Annotated in this window: 19 protein-coding genes and 1 pseudogene; 12 read left to right on the top strand and 8 right to left on the bottom strand. The window is 56.7% G+C overall.

The features are described 5' to 3' along the window. Positions 1 to 38: 38 nt before the first annotated feature. Both BB497_04320 and BB497_04315 read left to right on the top strand, forming a co-directional pair. Entirely contained in the window at positions 39 to 2,237 is a 2,199-nt protein-coding gene (locus BB497_04320) for a DNA helicase II (GenBank protein ID AVI64256.1), read from the top strand. Between the two features lie 130 nt (positions 2,238 to 2,367). Next, a complete protein-coding gene (locus BB497_04315) occupies positions 2,368 to 3,456 on the top strand; it encodes an ABC transporter substrate-binding protein (protein AVI61978.1) in 1,089 nt (362 codons plus the stop codon). Positions 3,457 to 3,530: 74 nt separating this feature from the next. Here BB497_04315 and BB497_04310 read toward each other — a convergent pair whose 3' ends face one another. Beyond that, positions 3,531 to 3,944, bottom strand: coding sequence for an acyl-CoA thioesterase (locus BB497_04310; protein ID AVI61977.1), 414 nt, complete (start codon positions 3,942 to 3,944; stop codon positions 3,531 to 3,533). Between the two features lie 84 nt (positions 3,945 to 4,028). Between BB497_04310 and BB497_04305 the strand changes: the two genes are divergently transcribed. The 6 genes and pseudogenes from BB497_04305 to BB497_04280 all read left to right on the top strand — a co-directional run bounded on the left by BB497_04305 (position 4,029) and on the right by BB497_04280 (position 9,987). Continuing rightward, on the top strand, positions 4,029 to 4,991 hold the full coding sequence (locus BB497_04305; protein ID AVI61976.1) for a phosphate ABC transporter substrate-binding protein: 963 nt from the start codon (positions 4,029 to 4,031) through the stop codon (positions 4,989 to 4,991). 96 nt (positions 4,992 to 5,087) lie between these two features. Further along, a complete protein-coding gene (locus BB497_04300; protein AVI61975.1) occupies positions 5,088 to 6,206 on the top strand; it encodes an ABC transporter permease in 1,119 nt (372 codons plus the stop codon). Then, on the top strand, positions 6,203 to 7,621 hold the full coding sequence (locus BB497_04295; GenBank protein AVI61974.1) for a phosphate ABC transporter, permease protein PstA: 1,419 nt from the start codon (positions 6,203 to 6,205) through the stop codon (positions 7,619 to 7,621). Before BB497_04300 ends, BB497_04295 begins: the two co-directional genes overlap by 4 nt. Beyond that, positions 7,615 to 8,439 carry a phosphate ABC transporter ATP-binding protein gene (locus tag BB497_04290; GenBank protein AVI61973.1) on the top strand — a complete coding sequence of 275 codons (825 nt, stop codon included), beginning with the start codon at positions 7,615 to 7,617 and terminating at the stop codon, positions 8,437 to 8,439. The genes BB497_04295 and BB497_04290 overlap by 7 nt, the downstream gene beginning before the upstream one ends. A 30-nt stretch (positions 8,440 to 8,469) precedes the next feature. Beyond that, positions 8,470 to 9,195: a phosphate transport system regulatory protein PhoU gene (locus BB497_04285; protein ID AVI61972.1), complete on the top strand. Its 726-nt coding sequence runs from the start codon at positions 8,470 to 8,472 to the stop codon at positions 9,193 to 9,195. Positions 9,196 to 9,265: 70 nt separating this feature from the next. Beyond that, positions 9,266 to 9,987: pseudogene (locus BB497_04280) on the top strand (sulfate transporter CysZ). Positions 9,988 to 10,274: 287 nt separating this feature from the next. On the opposite strand, the gene BB497_04275 reads toward BB497_04280, so the two are convergent. The 5 genes from BB497_04275 to BB497_04255 all read right to left on the bottom strand — a co-directional run bounded on the left by BB497_04275 (position 10,275) and on the right by BB497_04255 (position 14,570). After that, a complete protein-coding gene (locus BB497_04275) occupies positions 10,275 to 10,589 on the bottom strand; it encodes a hypothetical protein (GenBank protein ID AVI61971.1) in 315 nt (104 codons plus the stop codon). Between the two features lie 389 nt (positions 10,590 to 10,978). Next, on the bottom strand, positions 10,979 to 12,313 hold the full coding sequence (locus tag BB497_04270; GenBank protein AVI64255.1) for a phosphate regulon sensor histidine kinase PhoR: 1,335 nt from the start codon (positions 12,311 to 12,313) through the stop codon (positions 10,979 to 10,981). Positions 12,314 to 12,316: 3 nt separating this feature from the next. Then, entirely contained in the window at positions 12,317 to 13,006 is a 690-nt protein-coding gene (locus BB497_04265; GenBank protein AVI61970.1) for a phosphate regulon transcriptional regulatory protein PhoB, read from the bottom strand. Positions 13,007 to 13,116: 110 nt separating this feature from the next. Further along, complete coding sequence (locus tag BB497_04260; GenBank protein ID AVI61969.1) at positions 13,117 to 14,007, bottom strand: 4-hydroxybenzoate polyprenyltransferase; 891 nt, start codon at positions 14,005 to 14,007, stop codon at positions 13,117 to 13,119. 32 nt (positions 14,008 to 14,039) lie between these two features. Then, positions 14,040 to 14,570, bottom strand: a complete 531-nt coding sequence (locus BB497_04255; protein ID AVI64254.1) for a chorismate lyase — start codon at positions 14,568 to 14,570, stop codon at positions 14,040 to 14,042. Between the two features lie 123 nt (positions 14,571 to 14,693). Between BB497_04255 and BB497_04250 the strand changes: the two genes are divergently transcribed. The 4 genes from BB497_04250 to BB497_04235 all read left to right on the top strand — a co-directional run bounded on the left by BB497_04250 (position 14,694) and on the right by BB497_04235 (position 18,988). Beyond that, on the top strand, positions 14,694 to 15,890 hold the full coding sequence (locus BB497_04250) for a pyridine nucleotide-disulfide oxidoreductase (protein ID AVI61968.1): 1,197 nt from the start codon (positions 14,694 to 14,696) through the stop codon (positions 15,888 to 15,890). A 117-nt stretch (positions 15,891 to 16,007) separates the two neighbouring features. Further along, positions 16,008 to 16,280: a DNA-binding protein HU gene (locus BB497_04245; protein ID AVI61967.1), complete on the top strand. Its 273-nt coding sequence runs from the start codon at positions 16,008 to 16,010 to the stop codon at positions 16,278 to 16,280. Further along, positions 16,280 to 16,636, top strand: a complete 357-nt coding sequence (locus BB497_04240; GenBank protein ID AVI61966.1) for a hypothetical protein — start codon at positions 16,280 to 16,282, stop codon at positions 16,634 to 16,636. Before BB497_04245 ends, BB497_04240 begins: the two co-directional genes overlap by 1 nt. Before the next feature lie 150 nt (positions 16,637 to 16,786). Further along, a complete protein-coding gene (locus tag BB497_04235) occupies positions 16,787 to 18,988 on the top strand; it encodes a TIGR01666 family membrane protein (protein AVI61965.1) in 2,202 nt (733 codons plus the stop codon). Positions 18,989 to 18,999: 11 nt separating this feature from the next. On the opposite strand, the gene BB497_04230 is transcribed toward BB497_04235, so the two are convergent. Both BB497_04230 and BB497_04225 read right to left on the bottom strand, forming a co-directional pair. Then, a complete protein-coding gene (locus BB497_04230; protein ID AVI61964.1) occupies positions 19,000 to 21,078 on the bottom strand; it encodes an ATP-dependent DNA helicase RecG in 2,079 nt (692 codons plus the stop codon). After that, positions 21,075 to 22,004: a LysR family transcriptional regulator gene (locus BB497_04225; GenBank protein ID AVI64253.1), complete on the bottom strand. Its 930-nt coding sequence runs from the start codon at positions 22,002 to 22,004 to the stop codon at positions 21,075 to 21,077. Before BB497_04225 ends, BB497_04230 begins: the two co-directional genes overlap by 4 nt. Between the last annotated feature and the right edge of the window lie 17 nt (positions 22,005 to 22,021).

Here is a 22,021-nt window from a genome sequence, read left to right as displayed (position 1 = left end):
TAAACTGGCTGCCCATTTTCGAACCGGCAGCGGCTTATATGGACGACGTCACGGCGATTCTTGATCAGCTCAACCCCGCCCAGCGCGAGGCAGTTAGCGCCCCCCAGGGCAATCTACTCGTGTTGGCTGGCGCGGGGTCGGGTAAAACCCGCGTGCTGGTTCATCGCATCGCCTGGTTGATGCAGGCCGAGGGACTTTCTCCCTACGCCCTGCTGGCGGTGACGTTTACCAACAAAGCGGCCAAAGAGATGCGCACCCGCTTAGAGGCGCTGCTGGGCATCTCTATGCGCCATGTGTGGGTAGGCACCTTCCACTCCATTGCCCACCGCCTGCTGCGCACCCACTGGCAGGATGCCCGGCTACCCCAGCACTTCCAAATCATCGACTCCGATGACCAGCTACGCTTGGTTAAACGGCTGCTGAAAGATTATTCGATCGACGATGAGCGCTACCCGCCGCGTCAGGTACAACATTTTATTTCCGGTTGCAAAGAAGAGGGCCTACGCCCCCACCAGGTAAACGTCGATGGCGATGCTTACCTGGGCCAGATGGTCGAGCTTTACGAACGCTACCAGCTAACCTGTGAGCGCGGCGGGCTGGTGGATTTCGGTGAGCTGCTGCTGAGAAGCCTGGAGTTACTGCGCGATAATCCGGCGCTGTTAAACCACTACCAGGAACGTTTTGGTCACGTGTTAGTGGATGAGTTTCAAGATACCAATACGCTGCAGTACGCTTGGCTGAAGTTGCTGACCGGTATGAAAACACCGATGACCGCCGTGGGTGATGACGACCAGTCCATCTATGGCTGGCGAGGCGCCAAGGTGGAAAATATCCGCCGTTTCGAGCAGGAATTTCCGCACACCCATACCGTACGTCTGGAACAGAACTACCGTTCTACCAGCGCAATTCTAGAGGCCGCCAACACGCTGATCAGCCACAATAGTGAACGGCTAGGTAAAAACCTGTGGACCGATGGCATCGAAGGCGAGCCAATTTCTATCTACGCCGGGTTTAACGACCTTGAAGAAGCCCGCTATATCGTCGATACCATCAAAGAGAAGGTCAACGAAGGCTTTAACCGCCGAGACGTTGCGATTCTCTACCGCTCCAACGCCCAGTCGCGGCTGCTGGAAGAGACGCTGATTCGCCAAGGCATGCCCTACCGTATTTACGGCGGCCATCGCTTCTACGAGCGCTTAGAGATCAAAAATGCCCTGGCGTATTTGCGCCTGCTGCTTAACCGTGATGACGATGCCTCGTTAGAGCGGGTGATCAACGTACCCACCCGTGGCATTGGCACCCGCACAGTGGAAATTGTTCGCCACCGCGCCCGGGAGCAAAGCGTGTCGCTTTGGCAGGCGCTCCATGATGCGATTCACGACGGTACATTAAAGGGCCGTGCCGCCAACGCAGTACAAACCTTTGCCAACCTGATAGAGCAGCTGGATAACGATGCCGCCGGGCTGCCTCTGCACGAAATCATCGACCACGTGACGGCGCATACCGGGCTAATTGAGCACCATAAAAGCGAGCGCGGCGAGAAAGGCCAAGCGCGAGTAGAAAACTTGGAAGAGCTGGTTACCGCCGCCCGTGCCTTTACCCACGGCGACGCGTTTGAAACCCCGGAAGCGGGTGAAGGTATGGCAGCGCTTGAAGCGTTCCTTTCTGAAGCGGCGCTCAACGCTGGCGACCACGAAGCGGAAGAGTTTGAGGACAGCGTCCAACTGATGACGCTGCACTCAGCAAAAGGCTTGGAGTTCCCGGTGGTCTTTATTGCCGGCGTTGAAGAGGGCCTGTTCCCTCATAAAATGTCGCTGGAAGAGCCTGGCAGGCTCGAAGAGGAGCGGCGCCTCTGCTACGTGGGCGTTACCCGAGCCATGCAAAAGCTCTACCTCACCCACGCCGAAACCCGCCGCCTACACGGCAAAGAGGTATTCCCACGCCCGTCGCGCTTTTTGCGCGAACTCCCGCCTCACTTGCTGGAAGAAGTACGCCTGCGCGGGCATATTTCCCGCCCGGTCACCGCGTCGCGTACCTCCTTTGCCCAACAAAGCATCGAGAGTGACGGTGACCTACCTAGCCTGCACGTGGGCCAGCGGGTGGCGCATCCGGTATTTGGTGAAGGCATTATTCTGAACGCCGAAGGGGAAGGTGCCCGCGCCCGGGTGCAGGTCAGCTTCGAGGGTGATGGCGTTAAGTGGCTGGTGCTGGGGTTTGCTAAGCTGACGCCGCTTTAAACGCCAACGCCTTGGCGTTGAGGGCAATGGCTTGCCGATTAAAACTTGGTTGGCGCATACTGGCAAACGGACACTGTGCTTTTCTGCACGCTGACAAAAATATCCTATAATTTCCGGAGTCTTGCTCATTATGCAACGCCGCAATTTCCTCAAAGCCGCCGGCCTTGGCGCCGCCGGTGTCGCTGCCGCCCCGTTTGTTTCTACCGCCAGCGCTAACGAAACCTACACCTGGGATATGGTGACCTCCTGGCCGAAAAACTTTCCTGCACTCGGTACTGGCGCGAACGACTTCGCCCGCCGGGTAGAGCAACTCTCTAACGGCCGTATGCGCATCCGTGTACACGGTGCGGGCGAGCTGGTGCCTGCCATGGAAGTATTTGACGCCGTAGCCGCCGGTACCGCTGAAATGGGTCACTCCGCCTCTTATTACTGGCGCGGAAAAGTAGCCGCCTCGCAGTTTTTCACTGCGGTACCGTTCGGCATGAACACCACTGAAATGAACGCCTGGTTATACCACGGCGGTGGCCAAGAGCTGTGGGATGAGATCTACGCCAACCATAACCTGAAGCCTTTCCCGGTCGGCAATACTGGCGCGCAAATGGCCGGTTGGTTCAAAAAAGAGATTAACTCCCTGGCCGATATGCAAGGCCTGCGCCTGCGCCTACCGGGCTTGGCAGGCGAAGCAATGAACGCTATTGGGGTAACCACCGTTAACATGCCCGGTTCGGAAATTTTCACCTCGCTCCAAACCGGCGTACTTGACGCTGCCGACTGGGTAGGCCCTTACAACGATATGGCGTTTGGCCTGCATCAGGTCGCCGACTACTACTACACCTCGGTGTGGAATGAGCCTACCGCCGTGCTAGAAGGCACCGTTAACCTGGACGCCTGGAATGCCCTACCGGAAGACCTCCAGGACGTTATCCGCGAAGCGGCACGCGCGTCTAACCTCGCCATGATCAGTGAGTTCGCCTACCGCAACGCTCAAGCGCTGGAAACCCTGGTAGATGAGCACGGCGTTCAGCTACGAACCTTCCCGGAAGATGTCATGCAAGCGCTCCATGAATCTTCCCAAGAGGTTATTCAGCGCCAGGTAGACAGCGACGAAGCGTCTCGCCGGGTGTGGGAGTCTTACTCAGCCTTCCAGCAAGTACTGCGCCCGTTTAGCGATGTGGGTGAGTACGCTTACTTGAAAAGCCGTGATGAGCTAACGTCTTAAGCCACTTTTAGCACACTGGTACTTCTTAAGAAAACTCGATCTTCTTAAGCACAAAGGGCGCCTCGGCGCCCTTTTTAGCTGTGCACCGCGCGAATTCGACCATTTTCATCCAGCGCTACCATGACAAAACGTGCTTCGGTGACTTTCTGGCGCTCTTCAATATGGCGACCGTGAGGCGGGCGCACCCAAACTTCCACATCAATTTTGATTGAGCTGTGACCAATTTCCCGCACCTGGGTATAAACACTGACCATCGACCCCACACGTACCGGGCTTAAAAAATCCATCGCTTCAATGGCAACGGTGGCGTTTCGCCCGCCGGCTTCACGGCCTGCGGCAAGCTCGGCGGCTTGATCCATCTGGTTGACGAGCCACCCACCAGGAATATCGCCATAGAGATTGGTATCTTGTCGAGAAGCCAGTAGCTTTAACGTGAGCTGCCCTTGGGGCGCAGGTACATCGTCCAAATCAGAATCCAACGGTGTCATAAGGTGGTCGCTTTGTGGGTTTATTGTTGTGATGTTGCTGCATCGCAATAGAGTGGCATTAGTTAATCACAAGAGGAAAGGCGTTTGAAGGGTAACGGTTTATGGCTTAGGAAGAAATATCGCCTACGCTTAGCGCTGCTAGGTGCACTGCTGGTGGTCACCCGGTTAGCCTGGGGGCAGCCCGCCGTGGCGCCATCCCTGCCAAGCGGCACGCTAGGGGCGGTGGGTTCCGACACCATGGCGGGGCTGGTATTACGCTGGGGAGAAGCGCTCACCGCTCGTCATCCAGAAATTAACCTCCAGTTTCAAGCGGGCGGCTCAGCCAGTGCGCCCACGGCGTTAATTGCAGGCACTACACGCCTTGGCCCGATGTCCCGGCCGATGGCTGCGACTGAGCGCCAGCAGTTTATCGACCACTATGGCTACCCGCCCCTTGAGCTGCGTGTGGCGCGGGATGCGCTGGTCGTCGTTGTCCATCGCCACAACCCGCTTGATGTCTTAACCCGTCAGCAGGTCGATGCCATTTTCTCCACCGGCCTTGCCTGTGGTGCCAGCCAGCCCATTCGGCGCTGGGATGCGCTCCTTGATGCCGAGCAGTGGCCTTACGGGCGTATTGCGCTGCATGGGCGCAATTTGGCCTCGGGCACCCACGGATTATTCCAACAACAGGCGCTATGCAGCGGCCAGTTCCGGGTCGATATTAGCGAGCACCCTGGCTCTTCCGCCGTGGTCGCCGCAGTGGGAGAATCGCCTAACGCGATGGGTTATGCAGGCTTCAACCACCTTACCCCCATGGTAAAAGCGCTGCATCTAGCCGACCAGCACGGCAACGCCCTGGCGCCTAAGGAATCAGCGATTCAGCGTGGCGAATATCCTTTATCCCGCGATCTCTATCTCTACGTTAATCTGCCCCCAGGGGAGGCGTTACCGGCCGCCGAGCAGGCGTTTATTGAGCTGATTATGTCGCCAGAAGGCCAGCAAATTGTCCGCGCTTCAGGCTTTGTACCGCTGCCGCCTAGCGACCTGAACGCCCAGCAGCCATGGTAACGACTGTCATTTAATTGTCATAAAAATGTTTTAGGGTAAGGAGAATCCCATGCATATTTATTTTAGCGATGGCACCCGCTTCTCAATGATGTCGACATGACTCCCCCCCGGCTAACCCGCGTTCATCTGCCGCTGCGCCAACTTCAAGACCGCATTGCCACTGGGCTAATCACCGCTGGGGGCATTGGGGTGTTATTGGCGATTCTGGCCATCGGGGTTTTCCTTATTTGGGAAACGCTTCCGCTGCTCGCATTAGGCGATACCTTCGCGCTTAGTAAGCTCTCACCACTTGCCTGGGGCACCCTAAAAGCCGCCCTCGCCGCCATGCTGTTTGCAACGCCTATTGCGTTAGGCGCAGCCATCTACTCGGCACTGTTTATGTCGGCGCGTTTGCGTAGTCGGCTAAAACCCGCACTAGAACTCATGGAAGCGGTACCTGGCGTTGTGGTCGGCTTTATTGCTGGCTTAGTGCTAGCACCCTGGGTAGAGCGCCACTTAGCCAGTGCCCTGCTGCTCATCGTGTGGCTGCCCTTCAGCGCCGTGTTGGCCGGTGTCTTATGGCATCTTGCGGCGACCCGATTGCGCCAGCGCTTACCGCACTCCTGGGCGGGACTATGGCTAATCCCGTGGCTTGCGTGCATGGTCGTCGTGGCACTGTGGCTCGCGCCATGGCTTGAGCACCACCTGCTAGGGGGCGATCTACGCCGCCTGCTCGACCAACGCTACGGCATGGATTACGCCACACGAAACGCGCTGATTGTCGGTATCGCCATGGGGTTTGCCATCATTCCGAGTATTTATGCGCTGGCCGAAGATGCACTCGCAGATATCCCCCCCACCTTAATGGAAGGCGCGCAAGCGCTGGGGGCCAGCCGTTGGCAGGCGCTTTGGAAAGTAGCGCTACCCACAGCTGGCCCCGGTATTTTTTCAGCGGTCATGATTGGCGCAGGCCGCGCTGTGGGTGAAACCATGATCGTACTCATGGCTAGCGGCAACACCGCGCTGTTTAGCGCCAGTCCCTTTGAGGGACTACGCTCGCTCTCCGCCGCTATCGCCATTGAACTGCCCGAGGCGACCCCCGGCGGACTCACTTATCATCTGTTGATTTTGGCCGCACTAGCGCTGTTCATTTTTACCTTCTTGGTCAATACCCTGGCAGAAGTGGTGCGCCAGCGACTGCGCCGCCGCTACCATCGGCTGGGGGGCAGCCAATGACGCCACTATCCGAACAGAGCAAACGGCGGGTTAACTGGCTAAATGATGGGCTGTGGCCGTGGCTATGCGCTGCCTGCGTGGCGCTTTCACTACTGATGTTGGCAGCGCTGCTCACCCTGTTGGCGACCCGGGGGCTAGGGCACTTCTGGCCAGCTACCCTGGAGGAGGTCACGCTTGCCTCAGGTGATACGGTTATCGGCCAGCCGGTACGCGAAACCCCGCTACCGCTAAACGCGGGCATGGAGCGGCTCTATTTTACCGGCAACCGCGATATCACCGGGGCTAACTGGCGCTGGATAAACGTCGAGGACATCGCTGAGCAAGCGACCCCAAACGACCTAATCCGCTTAGAACGTACCCCCTGGGGCGATTTTATTGGCCGTTTAGTCGCAGTGGAAAGCGATGGCCAGCGCTTAACCGGACAAGCTGCCTGGGAGTACATGACGACTTCCCTAGCGCTGCCAGCCAGCCAGCGGGCTAGCAGTGAGCTACTGTTGCTGACCGCCGATGGCCAAGCGCTACGCCAGTCGCTCTCCAGTATCCGCCATTTTCAGGCCCCCAATGCCATGTCCTGGTGGCAGAAAGCCACAGCCTGGGGGCAAAACGTTTGGCGCTTTCTGAGCGAAGGGCCACGGGCAGCCAATACCGGCGGCGGCGTGTGGCCGGCTATTTTTGGCACCGTACTGATGGTTATTTTAATGTCGGTGATCGTGACCCCGTTTGGCGTACTGGCGGCGATTTATCTCAATGAAATCGCTCATCAAAATCGGCTCACCCATTTAGTACGCATTGGCGTGCGCAACTTAGCAGGCGTGCCATCGATTGTTTACGGCGTGTTCGGCCTGGGAGTGTTCGTCTACGGCATTGGCGGCTCTATCGATAATTGGTTCTTTAGCGATGAACTGCCCTCGCCCACCTTCGGCACCGGCGGGCTTTTATGGGCCTCGCTGACCCTTGCACTACTAACCCTGCCGGTGGTGATTGTGGCAACCGAAGAGGGCTTAGCGCGAATACCCGACGCCCAGCGCGAAGGGGCGGTAGCGCTAGGGGCCACACGCCTAGAAATGTTAACCCGGGTGGTGCTGCCTATGGCTACCCCTGCGATGCTCACCGGAGTGATATTAGCCATCGCCCGGGCCGCTGGCGAGGTGGCACCTTTAATGCTGGTGGGCGTTGCAAAACTAGCGCCGCAAATGCCGCTGGATGGTGATTTCCCTTATTTGCACCTTGAGCGCAAGTTTATGCACCTTGGCTATCATTTATTTGATACGGCGTTTCATGGGGAGGATGTTCAGGCCGCCATCCCGCTGGTTTACGCCACGGCGTTACTATTAGTGCTGATTGTGCTGGTGCTTAACCTAACTGCCATATTTCTGCGTCATTATCTAAGGCGTCAACGAGGAAACGAATGCTAGCGCCCTTAACACCAAGCCAAGCGTCAGGCCAAGCATCACAGGCTCCGGTGACCACCTTTGCTCCCGGGCAGTGCTGCCTAAGCATCAATCAGTTTAACCTCGCCTATGCGGGGAAACCTGCCTTGCGGCAGTTGACGCTCGACGTGCCTCGCCATCGGGTTACCGCTTTTATCGGCCCCTCTGGCTGCGGTAAATCCACGCTGCTTAGGGCGATTAATCGGTTACATGACCTCAACGAATCAGTTTCCCACAGTGGACACATAGCGCTTGAAGGGCAGGATATTCACGCCCCCCAAACGAACGTCACCGAGCTGAGGCGCCGCGTGGGTATGGTGTTTCAAACCCCGAACCCATTTCCGATGTCAATTTATGAAAACGTCGCTTTTGGGCTGCGCTTGCAGCGCCGATTACCCAAGCGTAAGCGAGACGACATTATTGAGTGGGCGCTAACGTCTGCCGCGCTATGGGAGGAGGTTAAAGACCAGTTGCACCGTTCAGCATGGCAGCTCTCCGGTGGGCAACAGCAGCGTTTAGTCATTGCCCGCACGCTGGCCGTCCAACCCGACGTTTTACTGTTAGATGAGCCCGCTTCGGCACTGGATCCCATCTCAACACTCAAGGTGGAAGAGCTGATTCGCAACCTTAAATCGCAGCTTACCTTGGTGCTGACCCACAATATGCAGCAGGCCGCCCGGGTTTCTGACTACACGGCGTTTATGCAGCACGGCGAGCTGGTTGAATTCGGCTTAACCGACCAAGTGTTCACCAACCCGCGTTTACAACGCACTGAAAACTACATCACCGGCCGCATGACCTAGGCCCCAGAGACGACCCGTCAGGAGTGCGCAATGGACATTACCAGCGATACCCACAGCCAGCATATCTCTCGCCAGTTTAATCAAGAGCTAGAGGAGCTAAAAACCCACCTAATGGCCATGGGTGGCCTAGTGGAAAAGCAGGTGCAAGACGCCGTATTCGCACTGCTTGAAGGCGACAGCCACCTCGCCGAAAAAGTGCGCGATAACGACCGCCAAGTAAACGATCTGCAGCTACAAATAGATGACGAGTGCACGCGTGTTCTAGCGCGCCGACAGCCCGCAGCTTCTGACTTGCGCTTAGTGCTGGCGGTTATTCGCGCCACCTCAGACCTTGAGCGTATCGGCGATGAGGCCAGCAAGATTGCCCGTAACGCGATGCTATTAAGTGAAAACAACGGCAGTGTTCGTGGCTTGGTAGAAGTACGCCATATCAGCGAACACGTCCGTAAAATGCTGCGCGATGCGTTAACCGCGTTTGCCCGCTTTGATACGGAACTTGCCATGCAGGTCGTGCGTGAAGACGAGCTCGTGGATGACGAGTATGGCAGCGCCATGCGCTCGCTGATGACCTTTATGATGGAAGACTCTCGCTCTATCAGCTCGGTACTCAGCATTATGTGGGTACTGCGCGCCCTGGAACGCGTAGGCGACCACGCCAACAACCTCGCGGAATATGTGGTTTATCTCGTAAAGGGACTGGATATTCGCCATACCGACCTCGACAGCTTAGATCAGGACGTGCTTAAAAAGTCTTGACCTATCCTGTAATACCTCCTGCAATACGCCCAGATGCGCTGCCTGGGCGTATTGATAAGGAGTTCGCACATTGAATGCATTTACCGCGCTAAGCCGAGGCACTCGGCTGGTGTATCGAAAGGCCTGCGGCGCTATGTCTTCCTTCCCTTGCTGGTAAACCTTGTGGTTTATGCCAGCATGCTCCGCTTGGTGGTTAACCGCTTTTCTGGCTGGCTAGACAGCGCGATGGCAATGGTGCCGAGTTGGCTTGAGTGGCTATCCTGGTTAATTTGGCCTCTTTTTTTCGTCAGCCTACTACTGGCCGTGTTTTTCACCTTTACGTTAGTCACCCACCTGATCGCCGCGCCTTTCTACGGCTTTTTAGCCGCCAAAGTAGAGCGTCAAGCCACTGGCCGCGAACCGTTAGACGACCGCGGTCTGGCGAAAACGGCGATTGATGCAGTGGGGCGTGAGCTGGTGAAATTAGGCTACATCCTGCCCCGCGCGGCAGCACTGTTGGTGTTTAGCTGGATTCCAGGGCTTAACCTGCTGGCGCCTATTTTGTGGGCACTGTTTTCTGCCTGGATAATGGCCATCACCTACTTAGACTACCCAATGGATAACAATAAAATAACGTTTCGGGATATGCGCCAACGACTTTCACGGCGCTGGTGGCAAAGCCTAACTTACGGCGGGCTGGTGACCGTGGTTACCTGGATTCCGCTGGCAAATTTATTCTTAATTCCTGGTGCGGTGGCAGGCGCCGTTTTGATGTGGGATCACCACTACCGTGGTGTGGTCACCGCGGAATGAACGTGTGGAATGAACACACTTTTCGACCGTCTACAAAAAACGAGACCCCGCCAGGGCGGGGTCTTGATAACTCTTAATATGGGCGATACCTAACGTTAGCTTCCTATCCTTTTGCGGGACTCCAACCTTGGAATTAACCCTGACTAACGTGTTGTTCGTCGCTTGATTCACTCCTTGAATCGGTGAGCATCCTTGCTATGGGACATCCTTGCCCCTTATGTGCTCACTCCTAAGCGTAAGAGTTATTTTCAGCTTTGTAAACTAATGTTACCGATAAAAAATACTAATTACGATGCACTATTTTCTTCAACAACGTCGTCAGGCGTATATTCTTCATCGTCACCGTTCATGTTAGTTGACTCGGGATCGTCAACCACGTCTGGGCCTTGCGTACCGTGATCGGTAGTTAAATCTTCACTGTCATAGTCACCAGGATTTGCATTTTGCGAGTGGCTATCCCTCGGCTCTTCATCAGCCGTTATATCCTGGTTTTGATCAATTGATGAATGGTCCGTGGTGTCAGCAAATGCTAATGGGCTAGCCATCAAGCCAAAACTTACACCTAAAATGCCAGCTTTCTTGAGTAGTTCCTTGGACATCATGTTCCGTCTCCTCGATCGCTGTGATACCGCTAATTTTTAAGGAAGAGTGCCATTGAGGCTTACCAGTTCCAGCGGTGATCTTCCTTAACTAGGTAGTTGCACTGCTTGTGCCATCTTGCCAAAAAATAATATAAAACAAATTAAATACAGGGGCTTATAGACATTATTCGATTATTTATAGCCACTCTAAAAGCGCTGTCAAAGCTGCAAAAGTGGCTAAAAATGACACATGCGCAGCGTTTGACCATCCTTAACAGACAATCTGGCACACTTGTACAAGCGTTGTCTTTTTTAGGGAACGCGTGCTTCTTTGTAACAGGAATTGTTTGACCAGCACCGCCGTTGAATTCAGTGGTTGAATGCAGGGTTTGAAAACGCAGCGTGGTTTTTTAAAAGGCGGTATTAGCCACCAAGGCCCGTGTGGCAGGAAATACGCAGCGAAACTGCGCGCCTTCGCCAGGACGGGAGACTATCTGTAGCTGAGCATCGTGGCGCAGCAATACATGCTTAACAATGGCTAATCCCAGGCCTGTGCCCCCAGTGGCGGTGCTGCGTCCTTTATCAACTCGGTAGAAGCGTTCAGTCAGCCGGGGGATATGCACCGGATCGATCCCCTCGCCGTTATCCTCCACCGAGATGTAAGCGCTACCGTTCTCCAGGGTGACCCAACGCAGGGTTATTTGGCTGCCTGCAGGGGTGTAGCGCACCGCGTTAAAGGCAAGATTAGAAATAGCGCTGCGGATTTCCTGCTCGCTGCCCACTAGCTGGGCCTCGCTCTCAACACTTACGTGGATGCTATGCAGCTGGCTACTCGGCACTTGATCGCCTTTCTGCTGGCCGGAGAGCGCCAAGGCATCCTGGCGAATGCTCTCAAGTAACGGCCCAACGACCAGTGGTTGGTGGTCTTTTCCACCTTGGTCAATTTCCAACCGAGAAAGCAGTAGCAGGTCATTCACCAAGCTCTGCATGCGCTTGGTTTGTTCCTCCATCTGACCAATTCCCCGGCCTAAGCGTGGCGGCAGCTGGTCGCTTAAGTCGCTGTAGGTCTCCAAATAGCCGGAAAGCACCGTTAGCGGTGTGCGCAGCTCATGGGAAACATTCGCGACAAAGTCACGCCGCATCTGCTCAAGACGATGCAGCCGGGTAATATCCCGCGCCATGACGAGACGCTCATCGTCTCCATAGAGGGTAATCTGATACTGCAGAATTTGGCGTTCATCAATTGGCGAGGTTAGCGTTAACGGTTCGCTATACTCGTTGGCATTGAAGTAGCTGATGAAACGCGGGTCACGCAGCAGATTCGTAATATGCTGCCCGCGGTCATGGGCGGTTTGTAGGCCCAGCATCTCAGTGGCGGCACTGTTCCACCACTCAAGGTCACCATGGCGGTCTAACATGACGACGCTGTCGCGCATGGCTTCCGATGACTCTTGAATACGCCCGAGGGTAGCCCGTAAGCGGGTTTGGGTAATGCGCTGGCTCTTTTGGTAACGGTAGAGCCGATCAAATAGCTCGCCCCACATGCCCCGCGCCGAAGGCGGTTCATCCTGGGGATGCAGCGTTAGCCATTGAAAAAGCGCCAGCAGTTGGCGCAAATGGTAAAACAGGCACACCGCAAGCCCTGCGGCCAACCCTAACCCAGGCGCGCTTAGCGCCCAGCCCAGCAAGACCCCTAAGGTAGCCAGCCAAGCAATTCGCCACAGCTCACGACTCCAGAGACGCACCATTTACACCCGAGCGGAGAAGCGGTATCCCGTGCCTCGTACCGTTTGGATAAGGTTTTGGTGGGCTTCACCTAGCGCTTTACGTAAGCGGCGAATATGTACATCAACAGTGCGCTCTTCAACGTAGACGTTGCCCCCCCATACTTGATCAAGCAGTTGGCTGCGGGTATAGGCGCGCTCTTGGTGGGTCATAAAAAACTGCAGCAGGCGGTACTCTGTGGGACCCATTTCCAGCGGTTCACCATGGGCGCTTACCCGATGGCTTACCGGGTCGAGCATTAGGCCATTAATCTCAATGGGGTCTTCCACACCCCGGGGGGTGGTACGCCTTAGCACGGCTTTCAAGCGCGCGACCAGCTCACGGGGCGAAAATGGCTTAGTGATGTAATCGTCGGCACCCGCTTCAAGACCTTGAATCTTATTATCCTCTTCGCCCTTAGCAGTAAGCATAATAATGGGTATTTCAGCTGTAGACTCTTCGCGTTTTAGGCGCCTTGCAAGCTCAATACCGCTGGTGCCGGGCATCATCCAATCCAGTAGCAGCAAATCAGGCTGATGGTCGACAACCATCGCATGAGCATCTTGGGCGTTATCCGCTTCAAGCACGTGATAGTCAGCCATTTCCAGCGCCACTGCGATCATTTCGCGAATCGGCGCCTCATCATCGACAATCAAAACGGTCTTGGCGGTCATTCCTGGGCCTCACGGTGTGCAATGAAACTAGCTCATAGAAAAACAGTTCAATGAAATATCTGTGACGATAACACCATGGCTTAGTGACAATTTTATGACACTCAGCGTATTTAGCCAGTGATTGGCCACCAGCTCAGAGCAATACCGGCAAAAATAAGCAGGCCCGACCAGTAATTATTCAAAAACGCCCGGAAGCAGCCATCACGCTCACGGTGCGCTATCAACCGCTGCTGATGGACAAACGTCGCTGCCATCGCTATTAGCCCTAGCCAGAAAAAACCGCCTAACGCTACTCGTAGCCCTACCCAGGTTAATAGCGCCAGCGTAGCAAGCTGTAGCAGGCCAATGATTAATCGATCAGCATCTCCGAACAGCACCGCCGTTGATTTAATACCGATTTTTAAGTCATCGTCGCGATCAACCATGGCGTACTGGGTATCGTAGGCCACGGTCCACAATACGTTGGCGAAAAACAGCAGCCATGCTTCAAGGGGCACGCTCCCCAGCACGGCACCAAACGCCATCGGTATCGCCCAAGAGAAAGCCGCTCCTAGTACCACTTGGGGAAAGTGGGTGTAGCGCTTCATAAAGGGGTAAATAAACGCCAGTACCAAGCCCCCAATAGAGAGCAAAACCGTAAACCAGTTAGTAAGCAGCACCAGAATAAACGCAATCGCCACTAGCCCAACAAACAGCAGCTGCGCTTCGGTTTCGCTGATACGCCCGGTGGCGAGCGGCCGATGCTTGGTGCGTTTCACATGGCCATCAAAGTGGCGGTCCGCATAATCGTTTACCACACAGCCCGCCGCGCGCATTACATAAACACCGGCAATAAAGATCAGCAATACATTTCGCCCAGGTACTCCCTCTGCCGCAATCCACAGCGCCCACAGGGTTGGCCACATCAAAAGCCAGGTACCAATGGGCCTATCCAGGCGCATCAGTTGTAAAAAATCCGCCACCCGAGCCCACCCCGTTGGCCGCAACAGAGAACGATCCATGCTTACCTCACGAATAAAGATGCAGTGTTAGCCTAGCGCGAAGGCAGGCCAAGATCATCCGCCATGGTGGATAAAAAGTACTCTTGAACCAGCAGCGAAAGCCCGCTGTGCTGAAAAACTGAGCGCCGCCCCCATACGCCAGCCACATTTGGCGCGCAAAGCCGGTGGGCAAAACAGGGCCAATGCTTGGTGGCGTAAAGGGGGCCACGCACTAAATCAGGCTGGCGAAACAGCCAGCTGCCCAAAGAGCGTTCGCCGAGCCCCTCTAACCCTTTCCCCTGCAGCTGGGTCAGCGGCGCTACCGAGCGGGCCACCACCCAAGGCGTATCGTCCACACAGAGCGCTACTTCCCGCAGCCACGCATAGCGGCGCGGCTCAATACCCAAGGCCAGCGCCTCATCCCGCTGAGGCAAGCCAATTGTCTGGCGTAATAAGCGCACCCGAAACGGTTTATCGGCTGCCGCCGCGGTTAGCCGCGCCGTTAACGAATCGGTAGAAGCCACCCATTGCCGCCAGGGTGCGCTCATCGCAGGGCGCAGCGCATTAACGGGTAGCCAATGCATAAAAGGCTGGGCTTGCCGGAAAATTGGGGCCGTCACCGGGTTCTCCAAGGCAGTCAAAAAAGTGAGCGGTAGTGTAACATGGTGCTCTGACAGGCTTTTGTTCCACCGACTTTTGGTGACTGCATGCCCCCACCGATTGAACAACGCGCCGACGCCCCCCACGCAGCGCTGGTGATTATTGGCACCGGCATGGCAGGTATTGGGCTTGCCCGCGCCCTGCGCCGCCAAGGCGATACCCGTACCATCGCTCTGTTGAGTGCTGACAGCGGCGACGAATACAGTAAACCGCTGCTTTCCACCGGCTTTGCCAAACGCATTGGCCCCGAAAAGCTGGCCCAGCGCAGCGCAGCCGACGTAGCAGAAGAGCTTAACGCAACGCTAGTTACCCACACCCAGGTTGTCCAACTGGATGTGGATAACCAAAAGGTGCGGTTGAGTGACGCCCGAGAGTTTTACTATGACGACTTAGTTTTAGCGACGGGCGCGGCCCCACGCGCGCCCTTCAGCGTGCCCGAGCGCCTTAGCAGCCGCTGCTTCAACGTGAACGACTTAGATGATTACCGCCGTTTTCATACCGCACTAACACAAGGCCCCACGCGGGTCGCGGTGATTGGTGCCGGGCTGGTGGGCTGCGAGTTTGCTAACGACCTGATTGCTGGCGGCCACCACGTCAGCCTATTGGCCCCCGAAAACACGCCGCTAGCGCGCCTACTGCCCGAACCGCTAGGCCGCGCGCTAGCCACAGCCTTTGAAGAGGCGGGCATAACACTCCACCTGGGCCACGCCATTACGGCAATAACCGACGCCGTTAATGACCACGCTATAGACATCCAGCTTGATAACGGCGAGTCGTTTCAAGCCGATAAGGTGTTAATGGCCACGGGACTTACCCCACGCACCGCGCTAGCAAACGCCTCTGGGCTCGCGGTGGCCTCTAGCGGTATACAAGTGGACCGCTACTTGCGCACGTCTGAGCCTAACATTTACGCCTTAGGCGACGTGGCCTGTGTTGAAGGTGTTAACGCCATGTACGTACAGCCGCTTCAGGCCAGCATTAAAGCATTGGCGGCTACCCTAAGCGGCACGCCCACTCGCGTCGCCTTTGGCGCATGGCCGGTCATCGTAAAAACAACGCTACTCCCCGTGGTGGCCTACCCGCCGTTAACCACGCCCGAAAAGTGGCGAATTGAAGGAGAAGGGGGAGAAATGGCAGCGTTGGCAGAAGATAAAGACGGTCGTTTGATTGGTTTTGCGTTGACAGGCGGCTGCGTGAGAAGGAAAGTGGAGCTTTCCAGAGCAGCCCCTGCGCTGCTAGGCTGATTTTCGCCGCATTCACGACTAGTCTAAGAAGCTGGACCAGCCGGGTAATGCTTAAACAACACTGTTTCTTACACATCACAAGCGTACGCTTGATTCTGTTACAAGGGAGTTTCCTCTATGCGCAAACCTGAACTCGCCGCTGCTATTGCTGAAGGTGCCGACCTTTCCAAAGACAAAGCGGGCCAAGTCCTCAACGTCATCCTGGATGAGATCACGAACAGCGTCGCCAAGGGCGAAGACGTCGCCCTGATTGGTTTTGGTACTTTTACCGTTCGCGAACGTGCCGCACGTACCGGCAAGAATCCGCAAACTGGCGCCCCGTTACAAATTCCCGCCAGCAAAAACGTTGCCTTTAAGCCAGGCAAAGCGCTCAAGGACGCCGTTTCCTAATGAAGCTAACGCTTACGCTGTGGCTGCTGAGTTTTATGCTCAAGCGTGCCCTACGCCGCAAGCCGCGCTTTAAAGAGCAGCTAGAACGCATGCGCGGACTGGACTGGGGGATTGCCACCGAAGACTTAAGCATTGCCCGCTACTACCGGATGACGCCCCAAGGGGTAACCACCGGCAAAGGCTTGCCCGTTGACCTTGATCTTGAGCTACGTTTTCGCGACCAAGATGCCGCGCTACGCATCCTCAAGAAGCCGACCCAGCAGGCATTTCTAGACGGCATGGTAAACGGCGAGGTGCGCCTCGTCGGCGACTCCGCCGATATGAACAAGCTGCAAAAGCTGTTGAAGTATTTGTAACGCTAGTGGCTCTATTGCTTGCCGCCTATTGCCCCGCAGCCCATCGCACTGCGGGGCTTTTCGTTGATAGGCCACAACAGCGTCTCCCTAGCCATGCGGCAACGCAGCATATAAACTAAAGTCTAACAACCTCTGCCTACAAGAGCCCCTATGCCGCTTTCACTGCCCCTACGGCGCCTTTGGACACTGGATAAGTTCGCCTATAGCCTGCGGGTGTTTATCGCCTTCAGCGGGGCGCTGCTGTTTAGCGGGGTAGCGGGAGACGTGGCACTGGTGATCCCGCTGTTTTTAGGCATTATCGCAAGCGCGCTTTCAGAAACCGATGACAGCTGGCAGGGGCGCCTACAAGCGTTGGCCGTCACCCTGTTATGCTTTGCCTCGGCGTCGTTTGTGGTGCAGTGGCTATTCCCGTGGCCGTGGCTGTTTGCCCTTGGGTTGGCACTCTCTACCTTCACGTTGATTATGCTGGGCGCCATCGGCCAGCGTTACGCCACTATTGCCTCGGGCACGCTGATTCTATCGATTTACTCGATGATCAATATTGAACAGCACGGCGGCGTGGATGAAGACGTCGCCGCTCGCCAACTGCTGCTATTAGCCGGGGCAGCGTGGTACGGGGTTATTTCTGTTGTGTGGTGCGCGCTGTTCTCCCGCCAGCCGGTCAAGCAGAGCATGGCCAGGGTATATAAAACTCTGGGCGAGTTTTTAATTCTCAAATCTGCGCTGTTTGAACCCGTGCGCGGCGTGGATATAGAGGCCCGCCGGGTGGCGCTGGCGCGGCAAAATGGCCTTGTGGTCGATGCCCTTAACCAAGCGAAAGAGATGATTTTCCGCCGCCTAGAAGGCCAGCGCGGGAGTCGCAAGCTTAACCGCTACCTGCGGATATACTTTATCGCCCAGGATATCCACGAACGAGCAAGTTCGACCCACTACCCCTACGGCGCGCTCACCGAAGCGTTTTTCCACCACGACGTGCTGTTCCGCTGCCAGCGGCTACTCGACCAGCAGGGTCGTGCCTGCCGTCAGTTGGCCAAATCACTGCTGCTTAATCGCCCCTTTGACCACCAGCTAAGTGAGCAGGCGCTCGCGGACCTGCGCGCCTCTATCGATAATCTGAGCGAGCGCGGCAAGCCGGAATGGCGGCCGTTGATGCACCCCCTCAACGCCTTGGCCGATAATCTTGCAACGTTAGAGGCGCAGATTGCCAGTGCCCACAACCCCGATAGCGATGACCCGCGCCGGGACAGCGCGCTCTTTGACCGTTCGCCATCCAGCTTACTGGAAGCCTGGCGCCGGGTACGGCTAAACGTTACGCTGGGGTCACCCACCTTTCGTCATGCGATACGCTTAACCACCGCGCTGGTGGTTGGTTACGGGCTGCTGCAGTGGCTAGACCCGGAGCAGGGCTTCTGGATTTTGCTGACCACGCTACTTGTCTGCCGACCTAACTTCGCCACCACGCGGCGCTTTCTTTCCCAGCGCATCGTCGGCACGGTACTCGGGTTAGTCGCGGGATGGGTGTCGATTAGCCTATTTCCTCAACCCTTGGTACAGAGCATGATTGCGGTGGCCGCGGGCGTCTCATTTTTCGCTAACCGTGAAAAGCACTACGTCATTGCTACGGCATCCATCACCCTGCTGATACTGTGCAGCTTTAATCAGGTGGGTGACGGCTTTGATTTAATCTGGCCGCGCCTGTTTGATACGTTAATTGGTTCGTTAATCGCGGGACTCGCGGTGTTTTTTATTCTGCCCGACTGGCAGGGCCGCAGGCTCTACCGGGAAGCCGCCAACGTGCTGACTAATCACCGCCGCTATTTAGACGAAATTGTTCATCAGTATGAAGAGGGCAAACAGGACGATTTAGCCTACCGGCTAGCGCGCCGTAATGCCCACAATGCCGATGCGGCCCTCTCAACGCTGCTGACCAATATGCTCCACGAGCCGGGCCACTACCGAAAGCAGGATGCCGATAACGGGCTGCGTTTTTTGGTGCTGTCCAATACGCTGTTAAGCCATCTCTCAGCACTGGGAGCCCATCGTCATCGGCTAGCAGAAGACGAAGACGATGCCGCGCTAGTTCCCCTTGCTAAGCGCATCAGCGCCCTGTTAGAAAAGCTGGCGGAGCAGTTGCATAAACGCTTGCCCATCGCACCCCTGGATGAGCACGCCCGCGAGCTACTCGTACAAATAGAAGAGCAGCCCACCCCCGATGAAGAGAGCGCCGTGACGCTCTACCGGCCTATTCAGAGCCAGCTACGCCTGATCACCCAACAACTCGCTCCTCTAGGCGATGCCGCCAGCCGTTTAGCCCGCACGCAAGAGGTGGAACCAACGCCCACCGCAGCCTGACAACACGCTTGCTACACCTGCCCGTAGCGGCCAGCGGCTTCACCTAACCAGCGGCGTACCAGCACGGCGGTGATCTCGGCGTTGCCCTGTAGCGTTTGGGCAAGGGCAGTCACACGCTCTAATAGGTCAGCGTCGCGCTCAAGGTCGGCAATTTTCATTTGGGCAAGGCCGGTTTGGCGGGTGCCCAGCACTTCCCCTGGCCCGCGGATCTCTAAGTCCTTCTCAGCGATGCGGAAGCCATCGGTGGTTTCGCGCATCACGCCCAAGCGCTCACGGGAGCTTTTCGAGAGCGGCGGGTGATAAAGCAGCACGCAGAAGCTTTCAGTGCTGCCACGCCCTACCCGGCCACGTAACTGGTGAAGCTGTGAAAGCCCTAGGCGTTCGGGGTTTTCGATAATCATCAGGCTGGCATTAGGCACATCCACCCCCACCTCAATCACCGTGGTGGCCACCAATAAATCTAACTCACCGGTTTTGAAAGCCTCCATCACCGCGACTTTCTCGCTGGCCTTCATGCGCCCATGGATCAAGCCAATCGACAGCTCCGGCAACGCTTGGGTCAGCTCCTCACGGGTAACTTCAGCAGCCTGGCACTGCAGCACTTCTGACTCTTCTATCAGCGTGCATACCCAGTAGGCTTGGCGGCCATCGCTACAGGCGTTGCGAATGCGCTCCACCACTTCGGGGCGGCGCTCATCCGACACCACCACGGTTTTTACCGGCGTGCGCCCCGGCGGTAGCTCGTCAATCACCGAGACATCGAGATCCGCATAGGCGCTCATGGCCAGGGTGCGGGGGATGGGGGTGGCGGTCATGATGAGCTGGTGGGGCGTCAATCCACCGGCTTCACCTTTTTCCCGCAGCGCTAGGCGCTGGTGAACCCCAAAGCGGTGCTGCTCGTCAATAATCGCCAGCCCCAGGCACTGAAAATGCACATCGGCCTGGAACAGCGCATGGGTGCCTACCACCATGCGCGCCCGGCCATCGGCAATGGCCGCTTTGGCATCTAGCCGCGCTTTGCCTTTAAGTTTGCCCGCCAGCCACGCCACCTCAATGCCTAGCGGTTCAAACCACGCCTTGAAGGCACGGTAGTGCTGCTCGGCGAGGATCTCCGTGGGTGCCATCATCGCCGCCTGACAGTTGCCCGCCAGCGCCGAGAGCGCAGCCATTGCCGCTACCACCGTTTTCCCTGAACCCACATCCCCTTGCACCAGCCGCAGCATTGGGGCTGGGCGAGCAAGGTCCAGGGCGATCTCTTCCAGTACGCGCTGCTGGGCACCGGTCAGCGCAAATGGCAGCTGAGCTAAGAAGCGGGTTTGCAGACCACGCCCCGAAGGCAGCGCCGGCGCGCCGTCAGCCTGAATGCGTAAGCGTACTTCCCGCAGGCTAAGCTGGTGGGCCAGTAGCTCTTCCAACGCGAGCCTGCGGGTGGCAGGGTGGTGCCCATATGTGAGCGACTCTAAATCCACATCCGGCGGCGGCTGATGCAGCAGTTGTAGGCTAGCGTGCAGCCCCGGCAGGTTAAACCGCTGAAGCAGGGCGTCGGGTATCACCTCCGGCAGCGCCGCTGGCGTTTGCGCTAACATACCTAGCGCCTGCTGGGTAAGTGCCCGCAGGCGGGTTTGGTGAAGCCCTTCGGTAGTGGGATAAATCGGCGTGTAGTACTCCTCAACCGGCGTTTCGCTGCCGCCGCTTAGCCGGTACTCCGGGTGATAAATCTCCAGGCCTGTGGCCCCGGCGCGTGCTTCGCCAAAGGCGCGCACCGTTACCCCAGGGCGCAGCTGTTGCTGCTGAGCGGGGGAGAAGTGGAAAAACCGCAGGCTTAAAATACCGCTACCATCGCGCAGGCGAACCAGCAGGCTGCGTCTGCGCCCCTTCACCACGTCACTGGCGGTCACTTCTCCTTCAACCACGGCTTCCTGACCCGCCCGCAGCAGCCCGATGGGCGTTAGCCGCGTGCGGTCCTGATAGCGCAGCGGTAGGTGAAAAAGCAGATCGCTAATGCGCTCAATCCCCAGGCGCGCCAGTTTAATTGCTAGCGCCTCGCCTACCCCTTTGAGCGCGGTGACCGGTGACGTGAGTTCACTCATGAGGAGACTTTAACCATCTTAACAGGCTGCTTGCACTGGCTAATCGCCTGGGCCAAGGCTTCAATTGCTTTAGGCCGAGGGAAGCTGGCCCGCCAGGCAATGGCGACCGTGCGCGAGGGCGCAGGATCGGCAAAGGGCCTACTCACCAGCATGGCGTTTTCGTACTGGTCAGTGCCTAGCGCCGACTGCGGCAACACTGTAATGCCCAGCTTTGAAGCCACCATATGGCGAATAGTTTCCAGTGAACCGCCTTCAGCAATGAGTGTGTTATTGGGGCTGTTGAGTTTCTGGGAGATTGCCGGGCAGGCCTCTAAAATCTGATCGCGGAAGCAGTGGCCTTCGCCCAGCAGTAATAGCCGCTCTTCCAGCAGATCCTCTTTATTAATCATCTTACGCTCCACCCAGCGATGATTGGCAGGCAGCAGCACTTCAAAGTGCTCGTCGTAAATCGGCTTGGTAACCACGTCAGTTTCGGTAAACGGCAGCGCCACAATAATCACATCAAGCTCACCGCTACGCAGCTTGGCGCGTAGCGAGCCGGTCATACCCTCTTCGATATATAGCGATATTTGCGGTGCAGCATTAGCCAGCGCAGGAATTAAATGGGGAAATAAATAGGGGCCAATCGTGTAAATAGCGCCAATACGCAGTGGGTTCGCTAGCTGATCTTTCCCCGCGCTGGCCATTTCATAAATCAGGCTGCTCTGCTCTAGCACCCGCTGCGCCTGGGCAACAATTTTCTCACCTAGCGGGGTAACCTGCACGGTAGATTTAGAGCGCTCGAAGAGCGGGATATCCAGCTCATCTTCGAGTTTCTTCACTGCGACCGATAGCGTAGGCTGGGAAACATGGCAGCGCTCTGCCGCCCGCCCAAAGTGGCGCTCTTGGGCAAGGGTTACGATATAGCGAAGTTCTGTTAAAGTCATAACGGTGCCAGTTGGCA

It is taken from the genome of Halomonas sp. GFAJ-1 (genome assembly GCA_002966495.1).
Classification (GTDB): domain Bacteria; phylum Pseudomonadota; class Gammaproteobacteria; order Pseudomonadales; family Halomonadaceae; genus Vreelandella.
This window is presented reverse-complemented; position numbering and strand designations above follow the sequence as displayed.